The sequence below is a fragment of the Sphingobium sp. genome (assembly GCF_036170395.1).
In the GTDB taxonomy this organism is placed as follows: Bacteria; Pseudomonadota; Alphaproteobacteria; order Sphingomonadales; family Sphingomonadaceae; genus Sphingobium.
This window is the reverse complement of record NZ_JAVHPD010000007.1, coordinates 124,050-146,299: the sequence shown is the minus strand read 5'-3', so window position 1 is coordinate 146,299 and position 22,250 is coordinate 124,050. Positions and strand designations below refer to the sequence as shown.

19 protein-coding genes and 1 pseudogene are annotated in these 22,250 nt (G+C 67.2%); 13 read left to right on the top strand and 7 right to left on the bottom strand.

All coding sequences use genetic code 11. The features are described from left to right. Positions 1–86 precede the first annotated feature (86 nt). The 8 genes and pseudogenes from V2B31_RS02270 to V2B31_RS02235 all read left to right on the top strand — a co-directional run bounded on the left by V2B31_RS02270 (position 87) and on the right by V2B31_RS02235 (position 8,973). Positions 87–638 (top strand): tail tape measure protein, encoded by a 552-nt coding sequence (locus V2B31_RS02270; RefSeq protein ID WP_328274899.1) that lies wholly within the window; start codon positions 87–89, stop codon positions 636–638. A gap of 19 nt (positions 639–657) precedes the next feature. After that, on the top strand, positions 658–2,979 hold the full coding sequence (locus V2B31_RS02265) for a DUF2460 domain-containing protein (RefSeq protein ID WP_328275203.1): 2,322 nt from the start codon (positions 658–660) through the stop codon (positions 2,977–2,979). Further along, positions 2,976–3,791, top strand: a complete 816-nt coding sequence (locus V2B31_RS02260) for a DUF2163 domain-containing protein (RefSeq protein WP_328274897.1) — start codon at positions 2,976–2,978, stop codon at positions 3,789–3,791. Before V2B31_RS02265 ends, V2B31_RS02260 begins: the two co-directional genes overlap by 4 nt. Positions 3,792–3,799: 8 nt before the next feature. Then, positions 3,800–4,150 (top strand): annotated as a pseudogene (locus tag V2B31_RS02255) (peptidoglycan endopeptidase); the annotation flags it as partial. A 19-nt stretch (positions 4,151–4,169) separates the two neighbouring features. Further along, positions 4,170–6,350, top strand: coding sequence for a phage tail protein (locus tag V2B31_RS02250; RefSeq protein WP_328275201.1), 2,181 nt, complete (start codon positions 4,170–4,172; stop codon positions 6,348–6,350). Between the two features lie 21 nt (positions 6,351–6,371). Further along, entirely contained in the window at positions 6,372–6,869 is a 498-nt protein-coding gene (locus tag V2B31_RS02245) for a DUF2793 domain-containing protein (protein ID WP_328274896.1), read from the top strand. A gap of 224 nt (positions 6,870–7,093) precedes the next feature. Continuing rightward, positions 7,094–8,164: an OmpA family protein gene (locus V2B31_RS02240; RefSeq protein ID WP_328275199.1), complete on the top strand. Its 1,071-nt coding sequence runs from the start codon at positions 7,094–7,096 to the stop codon at positions 8,162–8,164. Between the two features lie 278 nt (positions 8,165–8,442). Then, positions 8,443–8,973: a superoxide dismutase family protein gene (locus V2B31_RS02235; RefSeq protein ID WP_328274894.1), complete on the top strand. Its 531-nt coding sequence runs from the start codon at positions 8,443–8,445 to the stop codon at positions 8,971–8,973. A gap of 20 nt (positions 8,974–8,993) precedes the next feature. Here the strand turns inward: V2B31_RS02235 and thpR are convergent, their stop codons facing one another. Then, on the bottom strand, positions 8,994–9,539 hold the full coding sequence (gene thpR, locus V2B31_RS02230; protein ID WP_328274892.1) for an RNA 2',3'-cyclic phosphodiesterase: 546 nt from the start codon (positions 9,537–9,539) through the stop codon (positions 8,994–8,996). Positions 9,540–9,656: 117 nt separating this feature from the next. Here thpR and V2B31_RS02225 point away from each other — a divergent pair, with 117 nt between their 5' ends. Continuing rightward, entirely contained in the window at positions 9,657–10,391 is a 735-nt protein-coding gene (locus V2B31_RS02225) for a Bax inhibitor-1/YccA family protein (RefSeq protein WP_328274890.1), read from the top strand. Positions 10,392–10,536: 145 nt separating this feature from the next. Here V2B31_RS02225 and V2B31_RS02220 read toward each other — a convergent pair whose 3' ends face one another. From V2B31_RS02220 to V2B31_RS02200, 5 genes are all read right to left on the bottom strand, one after another. Continuing rightward, positions 10,537–11,166, bottom strand: coding sequence for a glutathione S-transferase family protein (locus tag V2B31_RS02220; protein ID WP_328274888.1), 630 nt, complete (start codon positions 11,164–11,166; stop codon positions 10,537–10,539). 67 nt (positions 11,167–11,233) lie between these two features. Continuing rightward, positions 11,234–12,472 (bottom strand): hypothetical protein, encoded by a 1,239-nt coding sequence (locus V2B31_RS02215; protein ID WP_328274886.1) that lies wholly within the window; start codon positions 12,470–12,472, stop codon positions 11,234–11,236. A gap of 94 nt (positions 12,473–12,566) precedes the next feature. Then, entirely contained in the window at positions 12,567–13,244 is a 678-nt protein-coding gene (locus tag V2B31_RS02210) for an alpha/beta fold hydrolase (RefSeq protein ID WP_328274884.1), read from the bottom strand. A 94-nt stretch (positions 13,245–13,338) separates the two neighbouring features. Next, complete coding sequence (clpA, locus tag V2B31_RS02205; protein WP_328274883.1) at positions 13,339–15,657, bottom strand: ATP-dependent Clp protease ATP-binding subunit ClpA; 2,319 nt, start codon at positions 15,655–15,657, stop codon at positions 13,339–13,341. 153 nt (positions 15,658–15,810) lie between these two features. Next, positions 15,811–16,008 (bottom strand): DUF1192 domain-containing protein, encoded by a 198-nt coding sequence (locus tag V2B31_RS02200; RefSeq protein ID WP_328274881.1) that lies wholly within the window; start codon positions 16,006–16,008, stop codon positions 15,811–15,813. A 101-nt stretch (positions 16,009–16,109) separates the two neighbouring features. On the opposite strand from V2B31_RS02200, the gene V2B31_RS02195 reads away from it, so the two are divergent. Then, positions 16,110–17,114, top strand: a complete 1,005-nt coding sequence (locus V2B31_RS02195) for an NAD(P)H-quinone oxidoreductase (RefSeq protein ID WP_328274879.1) — start codon at positions 16,110–16,112, stop codon at positions 17,112–17,114. A gap of 7 nt (positions 17,115–17,121) precedes the next feature. On the opposite strand, the gene V2B31_RS02190 is transcribed toward V2B31_RS02195, so the two are convergent. Beyond that, entirely contained in the window at positions 17,122–17,790 is a 669-nt protein-coding gene (locus V2B31_RS02190; protein ID WP_328274877.1) for an HAD family hydrolase, read from the bottom strand. A gap of 147 nt (positions 17,791–17,937) precedes the next feature. Between V2B31_RS02190 and glmU the strand changes: the two genes are divergently transcribed. From glmU to glmS, 3 genes are all read left to right on the top strand, one after another. Next, positions 17,938–19,230 (top strand): bifunctional UDP-N-acetylglucosamine diphosphorylase/glucosamine-1-phosphate N-acetyltransferase GlmU, encoded by a 1,293-nt coding sequence (gene glmU / locus V2B31_RS02185; protein ID WP_328274875.1) that lies wholly within the window; start codon positions 17,938–17,940, stop codon positions 19,228–19,230. 94 nt (positions 19,231–19,324) lie between these two features. Then, on the top strand, positions 19,325–20,182 hold the full coding sequence (locus V2B31_RS02180) for a metallophosphoesterase (protein WP_328274873.1): 858 nt from the start codon (positions 19,325–19,327) through the stop codon (positions 20,180–20,182). 109 nt (positions 20,183–20,291) lie between these two features. After that, positions 20,292–22,115 (top strand): glutamine--fructose-6-phosphate transaminase (isomerizing), encoded by a 1,824-nt coding sequence (glmS, locus tag V2B31_RS02175; RefSeq protein ID WP_328274871.1) that lies wholly within the window; start codon positions 20,292–20,294, stop codon positions 22,113–22,115. Positions 22,116–22,250 lie beyond the last annotated feature (135 nt).

Sequence of the window (22,250 nt, the reverse complement as noted above, 5' to 3'; positions counted from 1 at the left end):
CTTCACGAGAGGGTGACACCCCTCCGTCTGGCCTTTGGCCAGCCACCTCCCCTTGCAGGGGAGGAATTTGAGGCGGGAGGGCTTCCATGGATGACGAGATCGAGACGCTGGTGGTGCGGGTGCGGGCGGATACGCAGGGGCTTGCGCGGGATGTGGAGGCGATGCGGGCGGGGATCGAGGGGCCGCTGGGCGACGGGGCGGAGCGGGCCGGCCGGCGGATCGAGCAGGGGCTGCTGCGCGCGGTGCGGACCGGCAAGTTCGGGTTCGAGGATCTGCGGCGCATCGCACTCTCCGTGTTGGACGAGATTGCGGCGGGTGCGTTGCGAGGGGCCATGGGAAGCGGCAGCGGTGGCGGCGGCCTGGCGAGCCTGGGCGCGTCGCTGCTGACGTCGGTGCTGGGGCTGCCGGGCAGGGCGACGGGCGGGCCGGTGGCGCCGGGGCGCGGCTATATCGTCGGGGAGCGCGGGCCGGAAGTCTTCGTGCCGACGAGCAGCGGGCAGGTGGTGGCAGGCGGCATGGGCGCGCGCGACGTGCGGGTCAGCATCGCCGTGCGCGGGCAGGGCGGCGAGAGCGAGCCGCGATTGCTGGCGCGCAGCGCGCGGCAGGTGGCGCGGGCGGTCAGGGGAGCCCTAATGTGAAAGGGACTTAGCGATGAGCATGGGATATTGGCTGGCCGACGCGCGCGGCGGGCAGGAGACGCGCTTCATCAAGCGGTTCGCCGCGAGCCATTGGACCGTGAACTTTCCCCGGCCGATGATGGCGAGCGTGGTGACTTCTGCGCCCGATGCTCTGCGGGTGGATGCGGTGTTCTACGGATCGGGCGATCTGGCGGGGCTGATCTGGGAGGCGGAGGACAAATGGAGCCATCCGCTGCTCGCCTATGAGACGAGCCGGGATTTTCGCGCCTGCACCTTGGCCTTCCGGTGGCGGAGCGGGGGGCTGCGCAAGCTCAATGAGACGCATGGGCCGACGCTGACGATCGAGGGGCGAGACGCGGAGGGAAGCCCGCGCGCCTGGTATGTGCGGTTGTGGAACTATGCGAGCGGCACGCCGGAAGATGCTGTCATCTCGCTGGATTTTTCGGCGCTGGAGGGCGGCTTCCTGCTGCCCGACGAGGCCGATCCGGTGTGGGCGGGCGATGTCGACCGGATGTTCATATCGCTGGTGCCGCCCGATTATGACGCGGGATCGACGCCCTTCGCCACGGCGCCGGAGGGGTGGGCGGAACTGAGTGGGATCGCCTGCGACGGGGCGGGGTCAGTGCTGGAGGTTGGCGACGCGATGCTGCCCGAACATGGCTTCAGCATGGCGACCGGCTATGACGATTGTTTCAACCAGACGCCCGTGCGGGTGGTGGAGGCGATTCACGCGCTCGGCTATCGCGGGGCGATCAACCATTATGTCGGGATGAGCCATTATTTCCGGCTCGAACGGGTCGGGGGCGGGCTGTATGTCAGCCTGACGGGCGGGGCGCTCAATGCGCCCTGCGCGGCGTGGCACCGGGATTTCGCCGAACGGGCGAAGGCGCTGGGGTTCGATGTCATCTGGTCGCTGTCCTACGAATTGTTCGACGCGCATTGCTGGAACGACTGGAAGCAGCGGGCGGAGAATGGCGACCCGGCGCTGACCGGGTGGGTGCCGCCGTCCACTTTGCTGTCGCCCGCTCATGAAGGCGCGATGGGGTATCTGCGTCAGGTGGCGGGGGCGTTCGTTTCCATTGGGTTGGCGGCGGACATGCCGATCCTGTTTCAGGTCGGCGAACCCTGGTGGTGGGTGATGCCGGGGGACGGGCGGATATGCCTGTATGACGATGCGGCGCGGGCGGCGCTCGGTGGCAGTCCGGTGTCGATCCCGAGTGTGTGGGCAAGTCTGGACACCGGGCAGACGGCGCTGCTGGATGCAGCGGGGGCGTTGCTGGCGGGATCGACGGCTTCGCTGTGCGCGCATGTGAAGGATGTCGCGCCGGGGGCAGTGACGCATCTGCTGGCCTATCTGCCGACCATCCTCGATCCGCGCGCGCCGGAGGCCAAGCGAGCCAATATGCCGGTCGGTTGGGCCTCGCCCGCTTTCGACGTGCTGCAATTGGAGGATTATGACTGGGTGACAGAGGGGCGGCCCAATCTGACGGCGCGGGGGATTGACCTGGCGACCGAGCGGCTGGGCTATCCGGTCGAGGAGCAGCATTATTTCTCGGGCTTCGTGCTGCTGCCCGAACAGGCCGGGCAGTGGCGCGCGATCATGGCGGCGGCGCAAGCGTCGGTCGCGCGCGGGACGGCGGCGACCTTTATCTGGGCGCTGCCCCAGGTGTGCCGCGACGGCTTTACCTGTTTCAGGATCGATGGGGAGGATGATGTGCAAGCCTTTGACGATGTGCTGTTTCCGCTCGCCATCGGGCGCGAGGCGAGCGTCAGCCCGGCCTTTTCGACGCAGATCGTCGAGAGCGTAAGCGGGCATGAGCGGCGGAGCAGCGACTGGGCCGATGCGCGGCTGAGCTACGACGCGGGGCCGGGGGTAAGGTCCGAAGCGGACATGGCGCGGCTGGTGGAATTTTTCCGGGCGCGACGCGGGGCGGCGCGCGGGTTCCGCTTCACCGATCCTTATGACGATCGCAGCGGCGCGCCGGGGGGGGCGCCTTCGCCGATCGACCAGCGGCTGGGGACGGGCGACGGGGTGCGGGCGAGCTTTCAGCTGACGCGCCATTATGGCGAGGGCGAGGAGGCGCAGGCGCGGATCATCACCCGGCCGGTCGCGGGGAGCATCCGCGTGGCGGCAAATGGGGTCGAGCTGACGAGCGGGTGGAGCCATGCGGGGCTGGGCGTCGTCGCCTTCGATGTCGCGCCCGCGAGCGGGGTGGTGCTGACCGCCGGCTATCGCTTCGACGTGCCGGTGCGCTTTGCCGAGGATCGGCTGGAGATCAACCGCGCGACCTTCGCCGCCGGGGAAGCGCCGTCGGTGCCGCTGGTGGAGATACGCGAATGAGCGATGCCGATATTTTGGGCAAGCCGCTCTGCACCCTGGCCTTCTGCTGGCGGGTGGCGCGGCGCGATGGGGTGACGATTGGCCTCACCAGCCATGATCGCGACCTGGAGATTGGCGGGCTGCTCTATCGGGCGACGCCGGGGATGATCCCGTCGGCGGTGCGCAGCGGGATCGGGCTGGAGGGCGATGACAGCGATGCCGCCGGCGCGCTGTCGAGTGCGGCGATCAGCGAGGCCGACCTGATGGTCGGGCGCTGGGACGGGGCGGCGCTGGAGCTGCGGCTGACCGAATGGGAGACGCCAGGGGAGTTGTGGCTGCTGCTGGCGGTGGGCGAGATCGGCGCGGTGGCGCGCAAGGGGGCGGGCTTCACCGCCGAGCTGATCGGGGCGGCGGCGGTGCTGGGCGCGCCGGTCGCGCCATCGACCTCGCCCGATTGCAGGGCGCGGCTGGGCGATCGGGCGTGTCGGGTCGACATGGCGGGGCGGCGGCGGATCGTGGCGGTCGCCTCGGTGGCGGACAATGTGGCGGCGGCGAGCGGGCTGGCGGCGGGGGACTATGCCTTCGGGACGCTGCGCTGGCTGGGCGGGCCGAACGCCGGGCTGACCCAGGCGGTGGTGGACAATGGCGCGGGCAGCGTGACGCTGGCGGATGCGCCCGCCTTCGCGGTGGCGGCGGGGACGCTGGCGCTGCTGACGGAAGGGTGTGACCGGCAGATCGGGACGTGCGCCGAGCGTTTCGGCAACGCGGTCAATTTCCGGGGTGAACCCTATCTGCCGGGCATGGACCTTTTGACTCGCTATCCCGGCGCATGAGCGCGGTGGTGGCGCGGGCGCGCGCTCTGCTCGGCGCGCCGTTCCGGCTGCATGGGCGCAGCGCGGCGGGGGTGGATTGCGTGGGCCTGGCGGTGCTGGCCTTCGGGCGGGACGCGCCATGCCCCTATGGGTTGCGGAGCGGGGGCGAGGGTTGGGCGGCGCGCTGGCTGAGCGCGGCGGGGATGCGCCGCGTGGATGAGGGTGGAGCGGGCGATCTGGCTTTGGTGCGGCCGGGGCCGTTGCAGCTGCATCTCATGATCGCGACCGGGGCGGGCTTCATCCATGCCCATGCGGGGCTGGGCCGCGTGGTGGAGATGCCGGGCGCTTCGCCCTGGCCGATAGTCGGCTGGTGGCGCGCCTGCGAACAGGGGAAAGATGATGGCGACGGTGGTGCTGACGGCAGTAGGCAGCGTGCTGGGCGGGCCGATCGGCGCGGCGATCGGGGCGGTGATCGGCGGGGTGATCGACAGCGAGGTGCTGTTCAAGCCCAAGGGACGCGAGGGGCCGCGCCTGTCCGACTTGCAGGTGCAGACATCGACCTATGGCGCACAGGTGCCGAGGCTGTTCGGGACGATGCGGGTGGCGGGCACGGTGATCTGGGCGAGCGACCTTAAGGAGACCAGGAGCCGGAGCGGCGGCGGCAAGGGACGGCCGAGCGTCACCAGCTACAGCTACTCGGCGAGTTTCGCGGTGGCGCTGTCGGCGCGGGCGATCGGGCAGGTGCGGCGCATTTGGGCCGACGGCAATCTGCTGCGCGGGACGGCGGGGGACTTCAAGACGGAGATTGGTGCGTTTCGCGTGCATCCGGGCGGCGGCGACCAGCCGGTCGACCCGCTGATCGCGTCGGCGCAGGGGATAAGCGAGACGCCGGCCCACCGCGACATGGCCTATGTGGTGTTCGAGGATCTGGCGCTGGCCGATTATGGCAATCGCATTCCTTCGCTCACTTTCGAGGTGGCGGCGGATGACGGGGTGGTGGCGATCGGGGGAATCGCGGCGGAGCTGAGCGACGGGCGGCTGAGCGGCGAGGCGCTGGGCAGCGTGGACGGCTTCGCGGCGAGCGGGGCCGATGTGCGCGAGGCGATCGCGCCGCTGGTCGACGCCTATGGGCTGGCGCTCGATGGGCTGCGGCTGATCGCGGCGGGCGGCGAGGCGACCGGGGAGATTGGTGCGCGGGTGGCGCGGGTGAACGGGCGGGCGGTCGACCCGGTCGAGCGATCGGGCAGGGCGGCGGACATGGTGCCGGTGGCGCTCAGCCTGCGCCATTATGACGCCGCGCGCGACTATCAGGCGGGCGTGCAGAAAGTGATGCGGCCGGGCGCCGGGCGGCAGGAGCGGGGGATCGAACTGCCCGCGGTGCTGAATCCCGATGCGGCGCGGCGGCTGGCGGCGGCGCGGTTGGGCGCGGCCTGGACCGGGCGGGAGACGATGACTCTGCGCTGCGGCTGGGAGGCGCTGACGATCGCGCCGGGAATGATCGTGACCATAGCCGGCGCGGCCGGGCTGTGGCGCGTGGAGGAGCGCGAATGGGAGGCGATGGCGGTGCAGCTGTCGCTGCGGCGCGTGCCGGGCGCAGGCGGGACTTTGCCGGCGGGTGCGTCTTCGGGCGCGATCGTGCGGCAGGCGGATGCGCCGCATGGCGTGACGCGTCTGATGCTCGCGGACCTGCCGCCGCTGCGCGATGGTGTGGCGAACGCGCCGCTGCTGGCGGCTGCGGCCAGCGGGGGCGCGGGCTGGCGCAGCGCGGCGCTGTTCGTGATGCGCGATGGCGGCGAGGCGGTGCCGGCGGGGCGGAGCGCGGGGCGGGCGGTGATGGGAACGGTCGAGGGTGTGCTGCCGCCCGGAAGCTGGGTGCTGGAGGATCGCGACCATGCGCTGACGGTCACATTGCTAGCGGATGATATGGACTTGAGCGATGCGGATGAGGTCGCGCTCGGACAAGGCGCCAATCTGTGCCTGGTCGGGCGGGAGCTGGTGCAGTTCGCATCGGCCGCGCCGACGGGAGGGGCTGGATGGCGATTGAGCGGGTTGCGGCGCGGGCTGCGCGGGACCGAATGGGCGATGGCGGCGCATGAGGACGGCGAGCCCTTCCTGCTGATCGAGGAGGAGCGGCTGGCCGAACCGCTCGCCGCGCTGGGACTGGCGGGCGAGGTCGGCGGCACCGTGCGGGTGGCGGCGCTGGGGCTGGGAGACGCGGAGGCGGTCGAGGCGGCGGCGCCGATCAGCGGCGAAACGCTGATCCCGCCCGCGCCGGTGCACCTGACGGCGCGGGCGCAGGATGGCGACGTGACGCTGCGCTGGGTCCGGCGCAGCCGGGCCGGGTGGCGCTGGAGCAATGGCGCGGATGTGCCGCTGGCCGAGGAGAGCGAGCGGTACCGGGTGCGGTTGCTGAATGGCGAGACGGTGCTGCGGAGCGCGGAGACCGCTGCGCCCGAATGGAGCTATACGGCGGCGATGATCGCGGCGGACGGCGCGTCGGGGCTGACGCTGACGGCCGAGGTGGCGCAGATCGGCACGCTGGCGCAGGGGCGGGCGGCGCGCCGGACGATCAGCATCTGACGATCAGGGAAAGGACGAAATATGGATATGACCCCGCGCTGGGCGCTGCCGATGCTGTTTGCCGGGCAGGCGAAGAAGGAGATTTTTCACAATGAGGCGCTGATCCTGATCGACGCGCTGCTGCACGGCCGGGTGGAAAGCGCGGATATAGCGAGCCCGCCCGGTGCGCCGGACGCTGGGCAATGCTGGATCGTTGCGGCAGGTGCGAGCGGGGCATGGGCCGGGCAGGCGGGCGCGATCGCCTGCTGGAGCGGCGGAGGATGGCGTTTTCTGCCGCCCAGGGCCGGGTTGCAGGTGGATGTGGCCGACCGGGGACACGCGCTTTTCCATGATGGCGTTCAATGGCGCGATGCAGCATTGCGCGCGGACGGCCTGTATCTGGATGATGAACGGATCGTCACGACCCGCCGCAGCGCGATAGCGGACGTTTCGGGTGGCGCGGTGATTGACGCGGAGGCCCGCTCGACCATAGGGCTCATTCTGGAGGCTTTGCGGCAACATGGGTTAATCGCGACCTGATACTGAACAAAACGAACAACATCGACGTTTTTCACTATCATTATTTGCGGTGCTATTGGGATTAGCCTGAGTTCGCCGATTTGGATGCTTAAGTGCGTTATTTTTGCAACGGTTTCACTAAATGTGGACTTGCCATGAAACCTTCTTCCCGATACAGGGTTTCAGCAGTCCTTCGTGACACTTTTGAAAGGGGAATCCAAATGCGGAATGAAAGGGGAATCCAAATGCGGAAGCTTGCCCTCGCGGCTGCGCTTGCGACGAGTGCCTTGGCCGGTCCGGCCTTGGCGCGTGACGATAGCTGGTACATCGGCGCTGATGCCGGCGTACTGCTGGTCGAAGATCAGGACTTTGATTTCTCTGGTCCTGGTGCGATCCGTGATTTTGCCGACGTCGATTATCATAAGGGTTATGATTTCGACGCCAATATCGGTTATGATTTCGGCGGCTTCCGTCTGGAGGCCGAAGCGGCCTACAAGCGCGCCGAGGTCGATCTCGACCGGAGCGGCTTCGGCGGGGCTACCTCGGCTTTGTCGTTCATGCTGAACGGCCTGCTCGACTTCGGTCCCGATGACGGCCTGCAGGGCTTCGTCGGCGGCGGTGTCGGCGTATCGCGCGCCAAGGTCGCGACCGATCTGGTCAATGACAGCGACACCGGCTTCGCCTGGCAGGCGATTGCGGGCGTCCGTTACCCGCTGACCACCAACCTCGACGTCTCGCTGAAATATCGCTTCTTCAACCAGGACGATATCAAGCTGGTGTCGGCCTTCACCGGCGCGGGCGGCCCTGCCGGCTCGACGGTGGAAACCAAGCTGCGGACCCACAGCCTGCTGCTCGGCCTGACCTACAATTTCGGCGCTCCGGCTGAAGCGGCTCCGACGCCGCCGCCTCCCCCGCCGCCGCCCCCGCCGCCCCCGCCGCCGCCCCCGCCGCCCCCGGCCGAAGCGTGCAACCCCGGGCCGTACATCGTCTTCTTCGAATGGGACAAGTCGGACATCACGCCTGACGCCGCCACCATCCTGGACAATGCGGTTTCGGCCTACAGCAGCTGCGGCAGCGCTCAGGTCATGCTGGCGGGTCACGCGGACCGTTCGGGTTCGGCCTCGTACAACGTCGGCCTGTCCCAGCGTCGCGCCGATGCGGTCAAGGCTTACCTCACCTCGAAGGGTATTCCTGACGGCGTCATCACGACCCAGGCCTTCGGTGAATCGAAGCCCCGCGTTGATACTGCCGACGGCGTTCGCGAAGTGCAGAACCGTCGCGTGGAAATCAGCTACGGCCCCGGCGCGGGCATGTAAGCTGGCTTCCGCCTTCGGGACGGAAACAAGAGAGGGGCCGGTCGCAGGACCGGCCCCTTTTTCGTGGGTGATTATGTACTTTAAAGAACCAGAACGAAAATCCTCCCCTTCCAGGGGAGGATGCCCTGCTCAGCACACGACACTCAGTTTGCAAGGCACATCATCGCCTTTTTCGTGGGCGTGCCGGGCCGCCGCAGCGTGACAATTCGGTGCGGATAAGCAACAAAATCGCGGGCGCAGCGTTCGCTGCCTGACCCCATTTTCTGCTGGAGCCTGCCATGAAGATATTGCCGCTCGCCGTCCTTCCTCTCGCGATCGGCATGGCCGGCTGCGCCACCGCCGGGTCTGCTCCCGCCGCGCCAACCGCTACGGCCGCGCTGGCTGCGGGGGACGGATCGCCGCGCGGCACTGCGACGGTGACGGAGGCAGGCGACGGATTGCATGTCGTCGTGAAGGCGCAGGGGGTAAGCCCCGGCGTTCATGCGGTGCATATTCACACCACGGGTCAGTGCGTCGGGCCTGACTTCACCAGCGCGGGCGGGCACTGGAACCCGATGAACCGCAAGCATGGCAAGGATAATCCGGCGGGGATGCATATGGGCGACATGCCCAATATGACCGTCGCGTCCGACGGGACCGGCGCGATCGAATATCATTTGCCCGATGGCGCGATCAGCGGCGGCGCGACGCCGTTGCTCGACGCGGACGGCGCGGCGATCGTGATCCACGCGCAGGCCGACGACAATGTCACCGACCCGACCGGCAATGCCGGCGGGCGAGTGGCGTGCGGGGTGCTGGCGGCGGGGTAGCCGTTTCTTCCATCGGCGCGCTAGCGCGGCGTACCGTCGGCCGGATAATCCTCCACCGCATGATAGGTCGCGCCGGCATGGCCGGTGCGGCTTTCATACAGGGTGAAGCGGTCGACCAGAAAGGGCGTGCCGGCAAGCCCGGCATGGCGCGCCAGGAAGGGTTCGACCGCGCCGCCGAACCGGCCGAAACGGGCCAGGGTGACGTGCGGCAGATAAGCGCGGCTTTCCGGCGGCAGGCCGATCGAGACGCAGAGCCGGTCGATCTTCTTGTGAAGCGCTTCCAGCCCGTCGCGCGGCTGAACGCCGGCCCAAAGCGTATCGACGACATGCCTGCGCTCGAACCGGCCGACGCCCGACAGATGGATGGCGAAAGGCGCGAAACGGATCGTCGTCAGCGCATCGGCCAGATCTTCGGCGCGGCGGCGCTCCACTTCACCGACGAAACGCAGCGTCAGGTGCAACTGGGTATCGTCCTGCCAGCGGGCATTATCCACCCCGCCCATATGACCGAGCAGGAAGGCGCGCTGGTCGGCGGGCGGGCGGATGGCGACGAACAGGCGGTGCATAAGCGCTCCATATAGGACAGAGATGCAGGCGCGCCATGCGGGTTTGGCTTGAACTTGATCGTCCAAGCGCCGATAATGAGAGCGCCGGCACGGATGGCCGGCGAAGGAGATGATTTCATGGCCAACTGGTCCGACCCCCGATCCGACATTGCGGGCTTTGGCGGCGCCACCGCTGCGCGCGGCGAGGCGTTCGACGCCGGGCTGCGCCGTTACATGCTGTCGGTCTATAATTATATGGCGAGCGGCGTGCTGCTGACGGGCATCGTCGCGCTGCTGTTCGCGAACAGCGGCATGGCGGAGGCCGTGTTCTACGGTCCCGGCATCATGAAATATATCGTGATGTTCGCGCCGCTGATATTCGTGATGGTGCTGAGCTTCGGCATCAACCGCCTGTCCACCGTGGCGGCGCAGGGCCTGTTCTGGGCCTATGCGGCGGTGATGGGCATGTCGCTCTCCTACATCTTCCTGGCCTATACCGGCACGTCGATCGCGCAGACCTTCTTTGCGACAGCCGCGGCTTTCGCGGGCTTGAGCCTCTGGGGCTATACGACGAAGAAGGATTTGTCGGGCTTCGGCACCTTCCTCATCATGGGCGTGGTGGGCCTGCTGGTTGCGAGCCTCATCAACCTGTTCCTGCGATCGAACGCGATGAGCCTGGTCATCAGCGGCGTCGGCGTCCTGCTCTTCGCGGGGCTGACGGCCTATGACACGCAGAAGATCAAGAGCATCTACGCGCATGTCGCGGGCACCGACATGATGGGCAAGTCGGTGGTGATGGGGGCGCTGAACCTCTATCTCGACTTCATCAACATGTTCCTGTTCCTGCTGCGGCTGTTCGGCGATCGTCGCTGAGGCGGAAGATGGGATAGACATTGGGAGGCCCGGCGGAGCGATCCGCCGGGCCTTTGTTGCGCCCTTTGGACGTTAGCGCGTGTGGGTGAGGGCGGGACTTGACCCCGGCCTTCGCCGGGGAAGCGCTGAGTTATGTTGCGGATTATCAGCCCTGCTTCTGCATTTCGGCGATGAGGGCGTTGTCGATTTCCTTTTGCCGCTGATAGGCCGGCCGCTCGCGCAGGCGGGCGGCATAATCCTCGAAGGCGGGACGGGTGGGGATCGACTTGAAGCTGAGGCCCCAATCGATCTGCGCGCCGACATAGACGTCAGCGGCGGTGAAGCGGTCGCCGCAAATCCAGGTGCGGCCGGTCACCGCGCGTTCGAGTGCGTCAATCGCTTCGTCGAAGCTGCCATAGCCAGCCATGCGTTCGCGTCCTTCCGGCACCACGAAGCCCAGCGCGCGATTGGTGACGGCAGCCTCGACCGGTCCGGCGGCGAAGAAGAGCCAGCGATAATAATCATGGCGCTCGGGCAGCGGTGGGGCGAGGCCGGCTTCCGGGAAGGCGTCGGCGAGATAGGCGCAGATGGCCGCGCATTCGGTCACGACCTTGCCATCATGGACGATGCTCGGCACCTTGCCCATCGGGTTGATCGCGCGATACTCGTCCGCCTTCATCGTCGTGCCATAGTCGAGAATGACGGCCTCATAGGGCGCGCCGATCTCCTCCAGCATCCAGCGGGCGATCTGCCCGCGCGACATGGGATTGGTGTAGAGGGTGAGGTCGGCGGGCATCGGCATCTCTCCTGAATCGAGAGGGTGAGAGTGGCGCAAGAGCCGGCGCTGCGCCACCCCCGTGATATCAGCAGCCCACGCCCATCGCGCCGCCGAGCATGCCGCCGAGGCCGCCGCAGCGTTTCTTCCTTGGCCTCGGCTGCTCGGCCGGTTCGTCGGCGTCGCCCGCGTCGCCTGCCTCGCCCATCATGGCGCTTATGTCCGGTCCGTTCAGCATCCACATGCTGTGGGAGCGATAGCGCACGCGCGCGATCCATTCGGGTTTCCAGGCGATCTTGGGATCGGCCGGGCGCGGCGGATAGGCGAAGTTCGCTTCCGGGCCATAGGCATAGAGGCTGCCCATCAGCATCTCGCCCGCCGCCTGGCCGACAGCGGCAGGCACGGTGCAACTGGTCTGGCTGGGGGGCAGGACGATCTTCTGCGCGATCAGTCTCTGGACGGACGCGGGGGAAATCCAGTCCCACACCGGGCCGCCGAACGCCTGCGTGGCGGAGGAGGCCCACCAGACCATGTCGCCATTCTCCTTCGCGCCGAACGCCCAGGCATAATAGCCGGTCGCCTGGGGCAGGGCGTTCCAGCTGAGTTCGGTCGCGCCGCCGGCCAGCGGCTTCGACCGGCCGGTGATGGCGGGCATGAAGTCCTGCTTCAGGTTGAAGGCGATGTCGGGGCTGTAATTGCCCGCGATGCGGTGGTCGCCGAGCAGCGAGGCGTTGGCCGGCACCATCTTGCGGGTCTGGCCGTTGGGCCACTCGCCATAGGTGCGGCTGTTCGACGCGCGAACCTGCCATTCCTGGGGGATGGCGGCACCGGTCATGTAGAGGCCAGGCGGAATCTGGCCCTTGGCGATCTTGGCAAAATCAACGACCACTGGCTGGCCCGCGCCGGGCGTCGCGCCGCAGCCCCAATAGATGAGCAGGCGGCCCTTCGGGCGCTCGCCGGGGATGGCTTGGTCCTCACTGGGGGCGACGCGGGGGGTGACGAGCGGGACCGACGCGCCAAGGCCGGCGCCGGCGGGGAGGAAGTGATCGGCGGCGGGTTGGCCGCTCGCGGGCGTGCGGGTGGAGCCGAGGCGCAGCACCAACTCGTGCATCGCCTGTGGACGGCCGCCCATCATCATGCCCATGGCCGCGCCCATGCCGCCTCCGCCGCCGGCCATGGCGGCCATGCCGGACATGGTGCCGGCGTCGATCGTGTAGCGAGCGACGGGGCCGGACGCCTGCTGGCTTGAGCCGGGGGCGGCGAGAAGGCCAAGGGCGGTGAGGCAGAGAGCGACGCGGGCGCGGCGCGGGCGGAGAAGCTGATACACGACATCTGTTCCTTGAACGTTGCGGAAGAGATGCGACCCTTTTTATGCCATGACGGCGTGTAGCAGAGATTGCCGTCGCAGGGGAGGGGGAAGGTCAGGCGCGGCGAAAGCGGCCATCGCGCAGGAAATGCGCGACCTGATCCGCGACAAGGCGGCTGTAGATCATCGCGGTGTGGGCGACGGGCATGACCAGATGGTCGCTCTGGCCGGGGCAGTGGGTTGCAGCGACGCTGACCTTGCCGTCATTGGGCGCGCGGAACAGAAGGTCGGGGAGCGCGCCGATCATCGGGCGGTCGCCGGCGATGATGCCGAGGGGGTAATCGATCTTGCCGAACAGCGCCTGGGTGACAGGATCACGCTGCGTGCGGAGAAGCGCTCCGGCCTGGTTCAGGATCGGGCGGTCGAGGCGCAGGCGGTAGCAAAGGTCGGCCAGCTCGCTGCCGCCGTTGGGCGTGCCGAGCATGACGACGCGGCCGAGGCGGGGCGGGTGATGGCGGGCGAGATAGGCGCGCAGCAGCAGGCCGGCCATGGAGTGGCCGACGAAATGGATGGCGCGCGCTTCCTGCGCCGTGCTGGCGATGATGCGCTGGTGGAGATGGTCGAGGATCCGGGCGACTGGCCAGCGCCAGCTCGGGTAGCCGAGATTGGCGACATCATAGCCCGACGCGCGCAGGCGGCGGGCGAGCAGGGCGGTCTGGAGCGGGTGGCCGCCGAAGCCGTGCAGGAGGATGATGGATTGGCGGCTGGTAGGGGCGGGGCTCGTCAGCGGCATGTCACCTCTGCCCCCTCATCCAACTTCGCCTAAGCCCGTCGGACTAAGGCTTCATATCCTTCTCCCCCGTGGGGGAGAAGGATATCAGGGCAGCCTACTTCGTGCCTTCGGTCGTTTTGGCCTTGCCGCCCTTCTTGCCCTTTTTCGGAGCGGCGGGGGTGATTTCGAAGGCGAGCGCATCGTCCTTCATATGGACATGGACCTCGCCGCCGTGGACCAGCTTGCCGAAGAGCAGTTCTTCGGCGAGCGGCTGTTTGATCTTCTCCTGCATCAGCCGGCCCATCGGGCGGGCGCCGTAGAGCTTGTCATAGCCCTTGGCGGTCAGCCATTCCTTGGCCTTATCGTCCAGCGTGATGTGGACGTCGCGGTCGGCCAGTTGCAGTTCCAGCTGGAGCACGAACTTGTCGATGACACGCGCCACGATCTCCGGCGGCAGATAACCGAACGGCACGATCGCATCGAGGCGGTTGCGGAATTCCGGGGTGAAGAGCTTCTTCACCGCATCCTCCTGCACATCCTCGCGCGTCAACTCGCCAAAGCCGATCGATTCCTTCGCCATGTCCGACGCGCCGGCGTTGGTTGTCATGATGAGGATGGTGTTGCGGAAATCGACGGTTTTGCCGTGGTGATCGGTCAGGCGGCCATTGTCCATCACCTGGAGCAGGATGTTGAACAGGTCCGGGTGCGCCTTTTCGATCTCGTCCAGCAGCAGGACGCTGTGCGGTTGCTGGTCGACGGCGTCGGTCAAGAGGCCGCCCTGGTCATAGCCGACATAGCCCGGAGGCGCGCCGATCAGGCGGCTGACCGAGTGGCGTTCCATATATTCCGACATGTCGAAGCGCTGGAGTGGGATGCCGAGCAGGCTGGCGAGCTGGCGCGCGACTTCCGTCTTACCGACGCCGGTGGGGCCGGAGAAGAGATAGTTGCCGATCGGCTTGTCGGGATCGCGCAGGCCGGCGCGCGACAGCTTGATCGCGCTGGACAGCACCTCGATCGCCTTGTCTTGGCCGAACACCACGCGCTTGAGGTCCGTGGTCAGCGATTCGAGCACGCTCTTGTCGTCCGACGACACCGTCTTGGGCGGGATGCGCGCCATGGTCGCGATCACCGCTTCGATCTCCTTGGGCGTGATCGTCTTCTTGCGCTTCGACGGGATCACCAGCATCTGCATCGCGCCGACTTCATCGATCACGTCGATCGCTTTGTCGGGCAGCTTGCGGTCGTTGATGTACCGCGCGCTGAGTTCGACCGCCGCCTTGATCGCGTCGGGCGTATATTTGACGTGGTGATGCTCCTCGAACGCGGAGCGCAATCCGGCGAGGATCTTGATCGTGTCCTCGATCGTGGGCTCGTTCACGTCGATCTTCTGGAACCGGCGCAGCAGCGCGCGATCCTTCTCGAAATGGTTGCGGAACTCCTTGTAGGTGGTCGAGCCGATGCAGCGGATCGTGCCGCCGGAGAGGGCCGGTTTCAGCAGGTTCGAGGCATCCATTGCGCCGCCGCTGGTCGCGCCCGCGCCGATGACGGTGTGGATTTCGTCGATGAAGAGCACCGCATGGGGCATCTTCTCCAGCTCGGTGACGACCGCCTTCAGCCGCTCCTCGAAATCGCCGCGATAGCGGGTGCCGGCCAGCAGCGCGCCCATGTCGAGCGAGTAGATGACGGCTTCCTTCAGCACGTCGGGCACTTCGCCCTCGACGATCTTGCGGGCGAGGCCTTCCGCGATCGCGGTCTTGCCCACGCCCGGATCGCCGACATAGAGCGGGTTATTCTTGCTGCGGCGGCAGAGGATCTGGATGGTGCGATCGACCTCGGCGGAGCGGCCGATCAGCGGATCGACCTTGCCGCGCCCCGCCTTCTCATTGAGGTTGACGGTGAACTGCTCCAGCGCGCTGTCCTTCTTGCCCTTGCCGTCCTGCACCTTCTTTTCCTCCTCGGCGGCGCCCTTGGTCTCCTGACGCTCGGGCTGGGGCGTGCCCTTGCCGACGCCGTGGCTGATATAGCTGACGGCATCGAGACGGCTCATATCCTGCTGTTGCAGGAAATAGACGGCGTAGGATTCGCGCTCGGAGAACAGCGCGACCAGCACATTGGCGCCCGTCACCTCATCCTTGCCGGAGGATTGGACGTGCAGGATTGCGCGCTGCACGACTCGCTGGAAGCCGCTGGTGGGGGAGGGGTCGGACGCGCCCTCGACCTTCAAACTATCGAGTTCGGTGTCGAGATAATGGGTGACCGCGTCGCCCAGTTCGCCCAGTTCCACGCCGCACGCCTGCATCACCTTCGACGCATGATCGTCATCGATCAGCGCGAGCAGCAGATGCTCCAGCGTCGCATATTCATGCTTGCGCTCCGACGCATGGGTCAGCGCATTGTGCAGCGTGGTTTCGAGGGCGGATGCGAAAGAAGGCATTGTCGTTCTACTCCTGGCCCCAAAGAGGGGCGGTACAGAACCCCATGTCGGCATTGCTCGACGCCGGATCAAGGCCGGTGCCCTGACCGCCGGAATTGCCAGACTGCCCTAGCCCGAAGAAGCCCTGAAGGGCGACGAGGGCGGGGCCTTGGTTCATCGCTTGAATAGCGCCTCGGCACTTGCCTTATGGTTAACGGCGCTCTCCATTTTGCGTCTGGTTCGTGCGATTTCCGCTTCCAAGGCGGCGACGCGGGCTTCCAGTTCGCTCATGGACAGCGGCCCCAGATCCTGCCTGAGCAGGCGGGCCAGCGGATCATCTCCCTTGCGCGGCAGATCGTCATCCAAGTCCATAGCTGCCAATGTTGACCCTGCGTCGCACTCTGTCAATAAGGGCGCGCGACATGCTGCGGATTTCCGGGCAGAACGCATGGCGGCGAGGGGGCGGCTCGAACATGGCGGACGGATTTACGGTGCCTGCGGAGATGATGGCGATCGGCATCGCCGCGCCGGGCGGGCCGGAGGTGCTGGTGCCGCAACAGCGGCCGGTGCCGGTGCCGGGCGAGGGCGAGGTGCTGATCCGGGTCGCGGCCGCTGGCGTCAATCGTCCCGACGTGCTGCAACGGCAGGGCAAATATCCGCCGCCGCCGGGCGCGTCCGACATTCCGGGGCTGGAGGTTGCCGGCACGATCGTTGCAGCCGGCGGCGGCGCGGACATGCTGGTCGGGCAGAGCGTGTGCGCGCTGATCGCCGGGGGCGGCTATGCGCAATATGCGGTCGCGCCCGCCGGCCAGTGCCTGCCGGTGCCGGAGGGTTATGATCTGGCGGAAGCGGCCGCGCTACCCGAGACACTCTTCACCGTATGGACCAATTTGTTCGAGCGCGCCTATGTCGTCGCGGGCGACACGGTGCTGGTGCATGGCGGAACGAGCGGCATCGGCACGATGGCGACCAAGCTATGCAATCTCTTCGGCGTGACCGTGATCGTCACCTGCGGGTCGGACGAGAAATGCGCGCAGGCGCGCGACTGGGGCGCGGATCACGCGATCAACTATAAGCGCCAAGATTATGTCGAGGAGATGAAGCGCATCACCGACGGGCAGGGTTGCCAGGCGGTGCTCGACATGGTGGGCGGCGATTATGTGCCGCGTAATCTCGAATGCCTGGCCGAGGATGGGCGGCATGTGTCGATCGCGGTGCTGGGCGGGGCGAAGGCGACGATCTTCATTCCGGCCGTCATGCAGCGCCGCCTGACTTTGACCGGATCGACGCTGCGGGCGCGCTCGGTGGGCTTCAAGAGCCTGGTCGCCGACGAGTTGATGCGCAATGTCTGGAGCTTCGTTGGCGAGGGGAAGCTGCGGCCGGCGATGGACCAGCGGTTCGCGCTGGCGGATGCGGCCAAGGCCCACGCCCGCATGGACGCGGGCGAACATTTCGGGAAGATCGTGCTGACGGTTTGAGGCGGCTCTAACGGGGCCAATTTTCCAGCAGCGGCACCAGTTCATCGAAATGGTGGATGATCGCATCAGCCTTAAGATTTTCGACCGGACCATCCAGGAAGCCGAAGCCGACCGCGACATTGGCGATGCCGGCGTTCTTCGCGCCGGCGATGTCGTTGATCGTGTCGCCGATGAAGATGGTGCGGCCGCCGCCCGCGCGATCGATCATGGCGCGGATGGGGGCGGGATCGGGCTTGGCGACGCCGACCGTGTCGCCGCCGATGATCGCGGCGAAGCGATCCGAGAGGCCGAGCTGGTGCATGAGCGGAATGGTGAAGCGCTCCGCCTTGTTGGTGCAGATGGCAAGGCGGACGCCGCGCGCGGTCAACGCGTCCATCGCTGCGATCAGGCCGGGATAGGGACGCGAGTGGATGGCGAGATTCTGCTCATAATAATCGAGCAGGATCGGCAACAGGTGTGCGAGCAGCGCCTCGTCACAGCCGCCCGAGGCGTCGAGCGCCCGCTCCAGCATCACCTTCGCGCCCTTGCCGACGAAGGGGTGGATCGCGGCGACCGGGAAGGGCGGCCGATCGATCGTGCCTATAGCGTAGTTGACTGCGGCGGCAAGGTCGCCGCTGGTGTCGATCAGCGTGCCGTCGAGGTCGAAGCCGACAATGTTGAAGGGAATGTCCGTCATGCCGCGCGCCATGCCGCGAGCGCGGTGGCAAAGGCAAGGCAAACATGGCAGAGAGCCCCGCGAACGCTGATCTCATCGGGATATCCTGCCGTGACTCTTGCTCGTCCGCTTGCCGTCGTCATCCTTGCCGCGGGGCAGGGAACCCGCATGAAATCGTCGCTGCACAAGGTGCTGCATCCGGTCGCGGGGCGGCCGATGCTGCTGCATCTGCTGGCGAGCGTGGCGGACCTCGCGCCCGAGCGGCAGGTGGTGGTGGTAGGCGCGGGGCGCGAGCAGGTGAAGAAGGCGGTCGCCGGCACCGGGGCGGTGATCGCGGTGCAGGATCAGCAGCTTGGCACCGGGCACGCGGTCGCGCAGGCGCATGACGCGCTGGCGGGCTTCGCGGGCGACGTGCTGATCCTCTATGGCGACGTGCCGCTGGTGCGGGCGGAGACGATGCGGGCAATGCTCGATCGCCTCAATCGCGGCGACGAGCCGCGCGCGGTGGTGCTCGGCTCCCGGCCCGAGGACGCCGCAGCCTATGGCCGGATCATCGCCGATGGGCAGGGCATCATCGAGAAGATGGTCGAATATAAGGATGCGAGCGAGGCGGAGCGGGCGGTGACGCTCTGCAACAGCGGGCTGATGGCGGTGCGGTCGACCGACCTGTTCGTGCTGCTCGACCAGGTCGGCAACGACAATGCGGCGGGCGAATATTATCTGCCCGACATCGTCATGCTGCCCGGCGGCCAGAGCGCGGTGATCGAGACCGAGGCGTGGGAGGTCGCCGGGGTCAACAGCCGTGTGGAACTGGCTGGCGTAGAGGCGATGTGGCAGGCACACCGCCGGATCGAGGCAATGCGCGAGGGCGTGACGCTGGTCGCGCCGGAGACTGTGTTCTTCGCGCATGACACGGTGCTGGGGCGCGACGTGATGGTGGAGCCGCATGTCGTGTTTGGGCCGGGGGTCACTGTGGCCGAAGGCGTGACGATCCACAGCTTCTCGCATCTGGAGGGCGCGACCATCGAGAGTGGGGCGGAGATCGGCCCCTATGCGCGGCTGCGGCCCGGCGCTGAGATCGGGCGCAAGGCCAAGGTCGGCAATTTTGTCGAGATCAAGAAATCGACGCTGGGCGAGGGCGCGAAGGCCAATCACCTGTCCTATATCGGCGACGCCAGCGTGGGGGCGGGCGCGAATATTGGGGCGGGGACGATCACCTGCAATTATGACGGCTATTTCAAATATCGGACGGAGATCGGCGCGGGGGCCTTTATCGGGTCGAACAGCGCGCTGGTCGCGCCGGCGTCGATCGGGGCGGGCGCGATCGTCGCGGCAGGGAGCGTGGTGACGAAGCCGGTCGAGGCGGATGCGCTGTGCCTGGTGCGGCCCGAGCAGGTGAGCAAGCCCGGCTGGGCCGCGCGATTCCGCGAGCGGATGCTGGCGAGGAAGGCGGGAAAGTGAGCCTTTCCCTCGTGCTCCTGCGAAAGCAGGAGCCCAGAGCGCAAGGCGGTGTGTTCGACCCTAGGCTCCTGCTTTCGCAGGAGCACGGTGGCTGATGCGGGTTGGTCGCAAAGTCTGGCTAACCCTCTTAGCGCTCCTGCTGCTGGCACTTGGCTTCGCCGCCTGGCTGATCTTCAACGCCAGCGCCATGCCGGTGGTGCGGCGGGCGGAGGTGGTGTTGCCATTTCCGGCCGATGCGCCGCGCAAGCCGGTGACGGTCGCGCTGCTGACCGATACGCATCTGTCGGGGCCGGACAACAGCCCGGCGCGGATGGCGCGGATCGTGGCGCAGATCAACGCGCTGAAACCCGACCTCATCCTGCTCGGCGGCGATTATATCGGCGATAACAAGGGGTTGGGCAGCTATGACGGGCGGGTGAGCATCGCCGCCTTCGCCGGGCTGCGCGCGCCGCTAGGGGTGGTGGCGGTGCTGGGCAATCATGACAGCCGTAGCCGCCAGAACCAGGTAGCACTGAGCGCGCCGGACTGGCAGATCGCCTTCGCGCGCATGGGCATCACCCTGCTTCAGAACGGCGCAGTGCGGCGCGGGCCGATTGCCGTGGGCGGGATCAAGGACATCTACACTCGTCGCATCGACTTGCCCGGCACGCTCGCGGCCATGCGCTGGGTTGGCGGCGCGCCGGTGCTGCTCTCGCATGGGCCGGACGTGTTTCCGCTGCTGCCCGATGCGCCAGCTTTGGTGCTGGTCGGCCATACCCATTGCGGGCAGATGGCTTTGCCCTTCGTGGGCATCACTTATGTCCCGTCGAAATATGGCACGCGCTACGCCTGCGGCCTCTATCGCGAGGGGAACAAGACGATGATCGTCGCGGGTGGGGTGGGGACGAGCGGGCTGCCGTTCCGAATGCTCGCGCCGCCCGACATCTGGCTGGTGACGATCCGGCCGGAGTGAAATTTGTGGTTGCCCCATGGCGCTCCTGACGCGGCTTCATTAAGGGCATGGCGAGAAAGACCGCTTATAGGGCGCGTCATCATTATCGGGTTCGACGGGGCTTTCCGGCATGTGCGGCATCATCGGTATCATCGGCAAGGACGACGTGGCGGAGCGGCTGGTCGACGGGCTCAAGCGCCTCGAATATCGCGGCTATGACAGTGCGGGCGTCGCCACTGTCCATGGCGGCGCGATCGACCGGCGGCGGGCCGAGGGGAAGCTGAGCAATCTGGTCGGCGAACTGGCCCTGTCGCCGCTGCCCGGCACGACCGGGATCGCGCATACGCGCTGGGCGACGCACGGCGCGCCGACGACCAGCAACGCGCATCCCCATGCCACCGGCGAAGTGGCGCTGGTCCACAATGGCATCATCGAGAATTTCAAACCGCTGCGGGCCGAACTGATCGCGCGCGGGCGGGTGTTCGATAGTCAGACCGACACCGAGGTGGTCGCGCATCTGGTGAGCGAACGGGTCGAGCAGGGCGCGACGCCTGTCGAGGCGGTGCGCGACGTGCTGCCGCGCCTGCATGGCGCTTTCGCGCTCGCCATCGCGTTTCGCAGTCATCCCGACCTGTTGATCGGCGCGCGGCTGGGGTCGCCCCTGGTGGTGGGCTATGGGGACGGGGAGACCTATCTTGGCTCCGACGCCCTGGCGCTCGCCCCGCTGACGCAGCGCATCGCCTATTTGGACGAGGGCGACTGGGTCGTCATTACGGCGCAAGGGGCGGAGATTTTCGACAAGGACAACAATCCCGTCGAGCGGCCGGTGACGATCAGCGGCGTCAGCGGCGCGATGATCGACAAGGGCAATCATCGCCACTTCATGCAGAAGGAGATTTACGAGCAGCCGGTCGTGGTCGCCCAGACGCTGCGCTCCTACCTCCGCCGCATGGAGAATGAGATCGCCATGCCGAACATGGATTTCGACCTGGGGATGGTCAAGCGCATCACCATCGTCGCCTGCGGCACCAGTTACTATGCGGGTCTTGTCGCTAAATATTGGTTCGAGAAATTCGCGCGCGTGCCCGTGGACATCGACGTGGCGAGCGAGTTCCGCTATCGCGAGCCAGTGCTGGAGCCGGGCGGCCTGGCGCTGTTCATCAGCCAGTCGGGCGAGACCGCCGATACGCTGGCGGCGCTGCGCCACGCGAAGGCGGAGGGGCAGATCATCGCGGTCGTCGTGAACGTGCCGACCAGTTCCATGGCGCGCGAGGCGGACCTGCTGCTCCCCACCCATGCCGGGCCGGAGATCGGCGTCGCATCGACCAAGGCGTTCACCTGCCAGCTGGCGGTGCTGGCGGCGCTGGCGGCGAACCTGGCGCGGGCCAAGGGCAAGCTGACGGCGGAGGAGGAGTCGGAGATCGTCTGGCACCTGTCCGAAGCGCCCGCCGCGTTGAACGAGGCGCTGAACCGCGACGGCCATATCGAGGCGATGGCCCACCTGATCGCGCCGGCGCGCGACGTGCTGTATCTGGGGCGCGGGCCGGACTATCCGATGGCGCTGGAAGGCGCGCTGAAACTCAAGGAAATCAGCTATATCCACGCCGAAGGCTATGCCGCGGGCGAGATGAAGCACGGCCCGATCGCGCTGATCGACGATGCCGTGCCAGTGATCGTGATCGCGCCGAGCGGGCCTTTGTTCGAAAAGACCGTCAGCAACATGCAGGAAGTGCAGGCGCGCGGCGGCAAGGTGGTGCTGATTTCCGACGCGGAGGGGATCGCGCTGGCCGGCGAGGGCTGCATGGCGACGATCGAGATGCCGGAGGTCCACCCGCTGATCGCGCCGCTCGTCTATGCCGTGCCGGTGCAACTGCTGGCTTACCATGTCGCGGTGGCGAAGGGGACCGATGTGGATCAGCCGCGGAATCTGGCGAAGTCGGTGACGGTGGAGTGAGGGGGCAGGCCTCCCTTCTCCCTCGGGGGGAGAAGGATACGAAGCCTTCCCGCGCAGCGGCTAGGCGGAGTTGGATGAGGGGGAATGGCGCGACCTTTGCGCGATCCGGTGAGTTCTGATCACCCTCACCCAGCT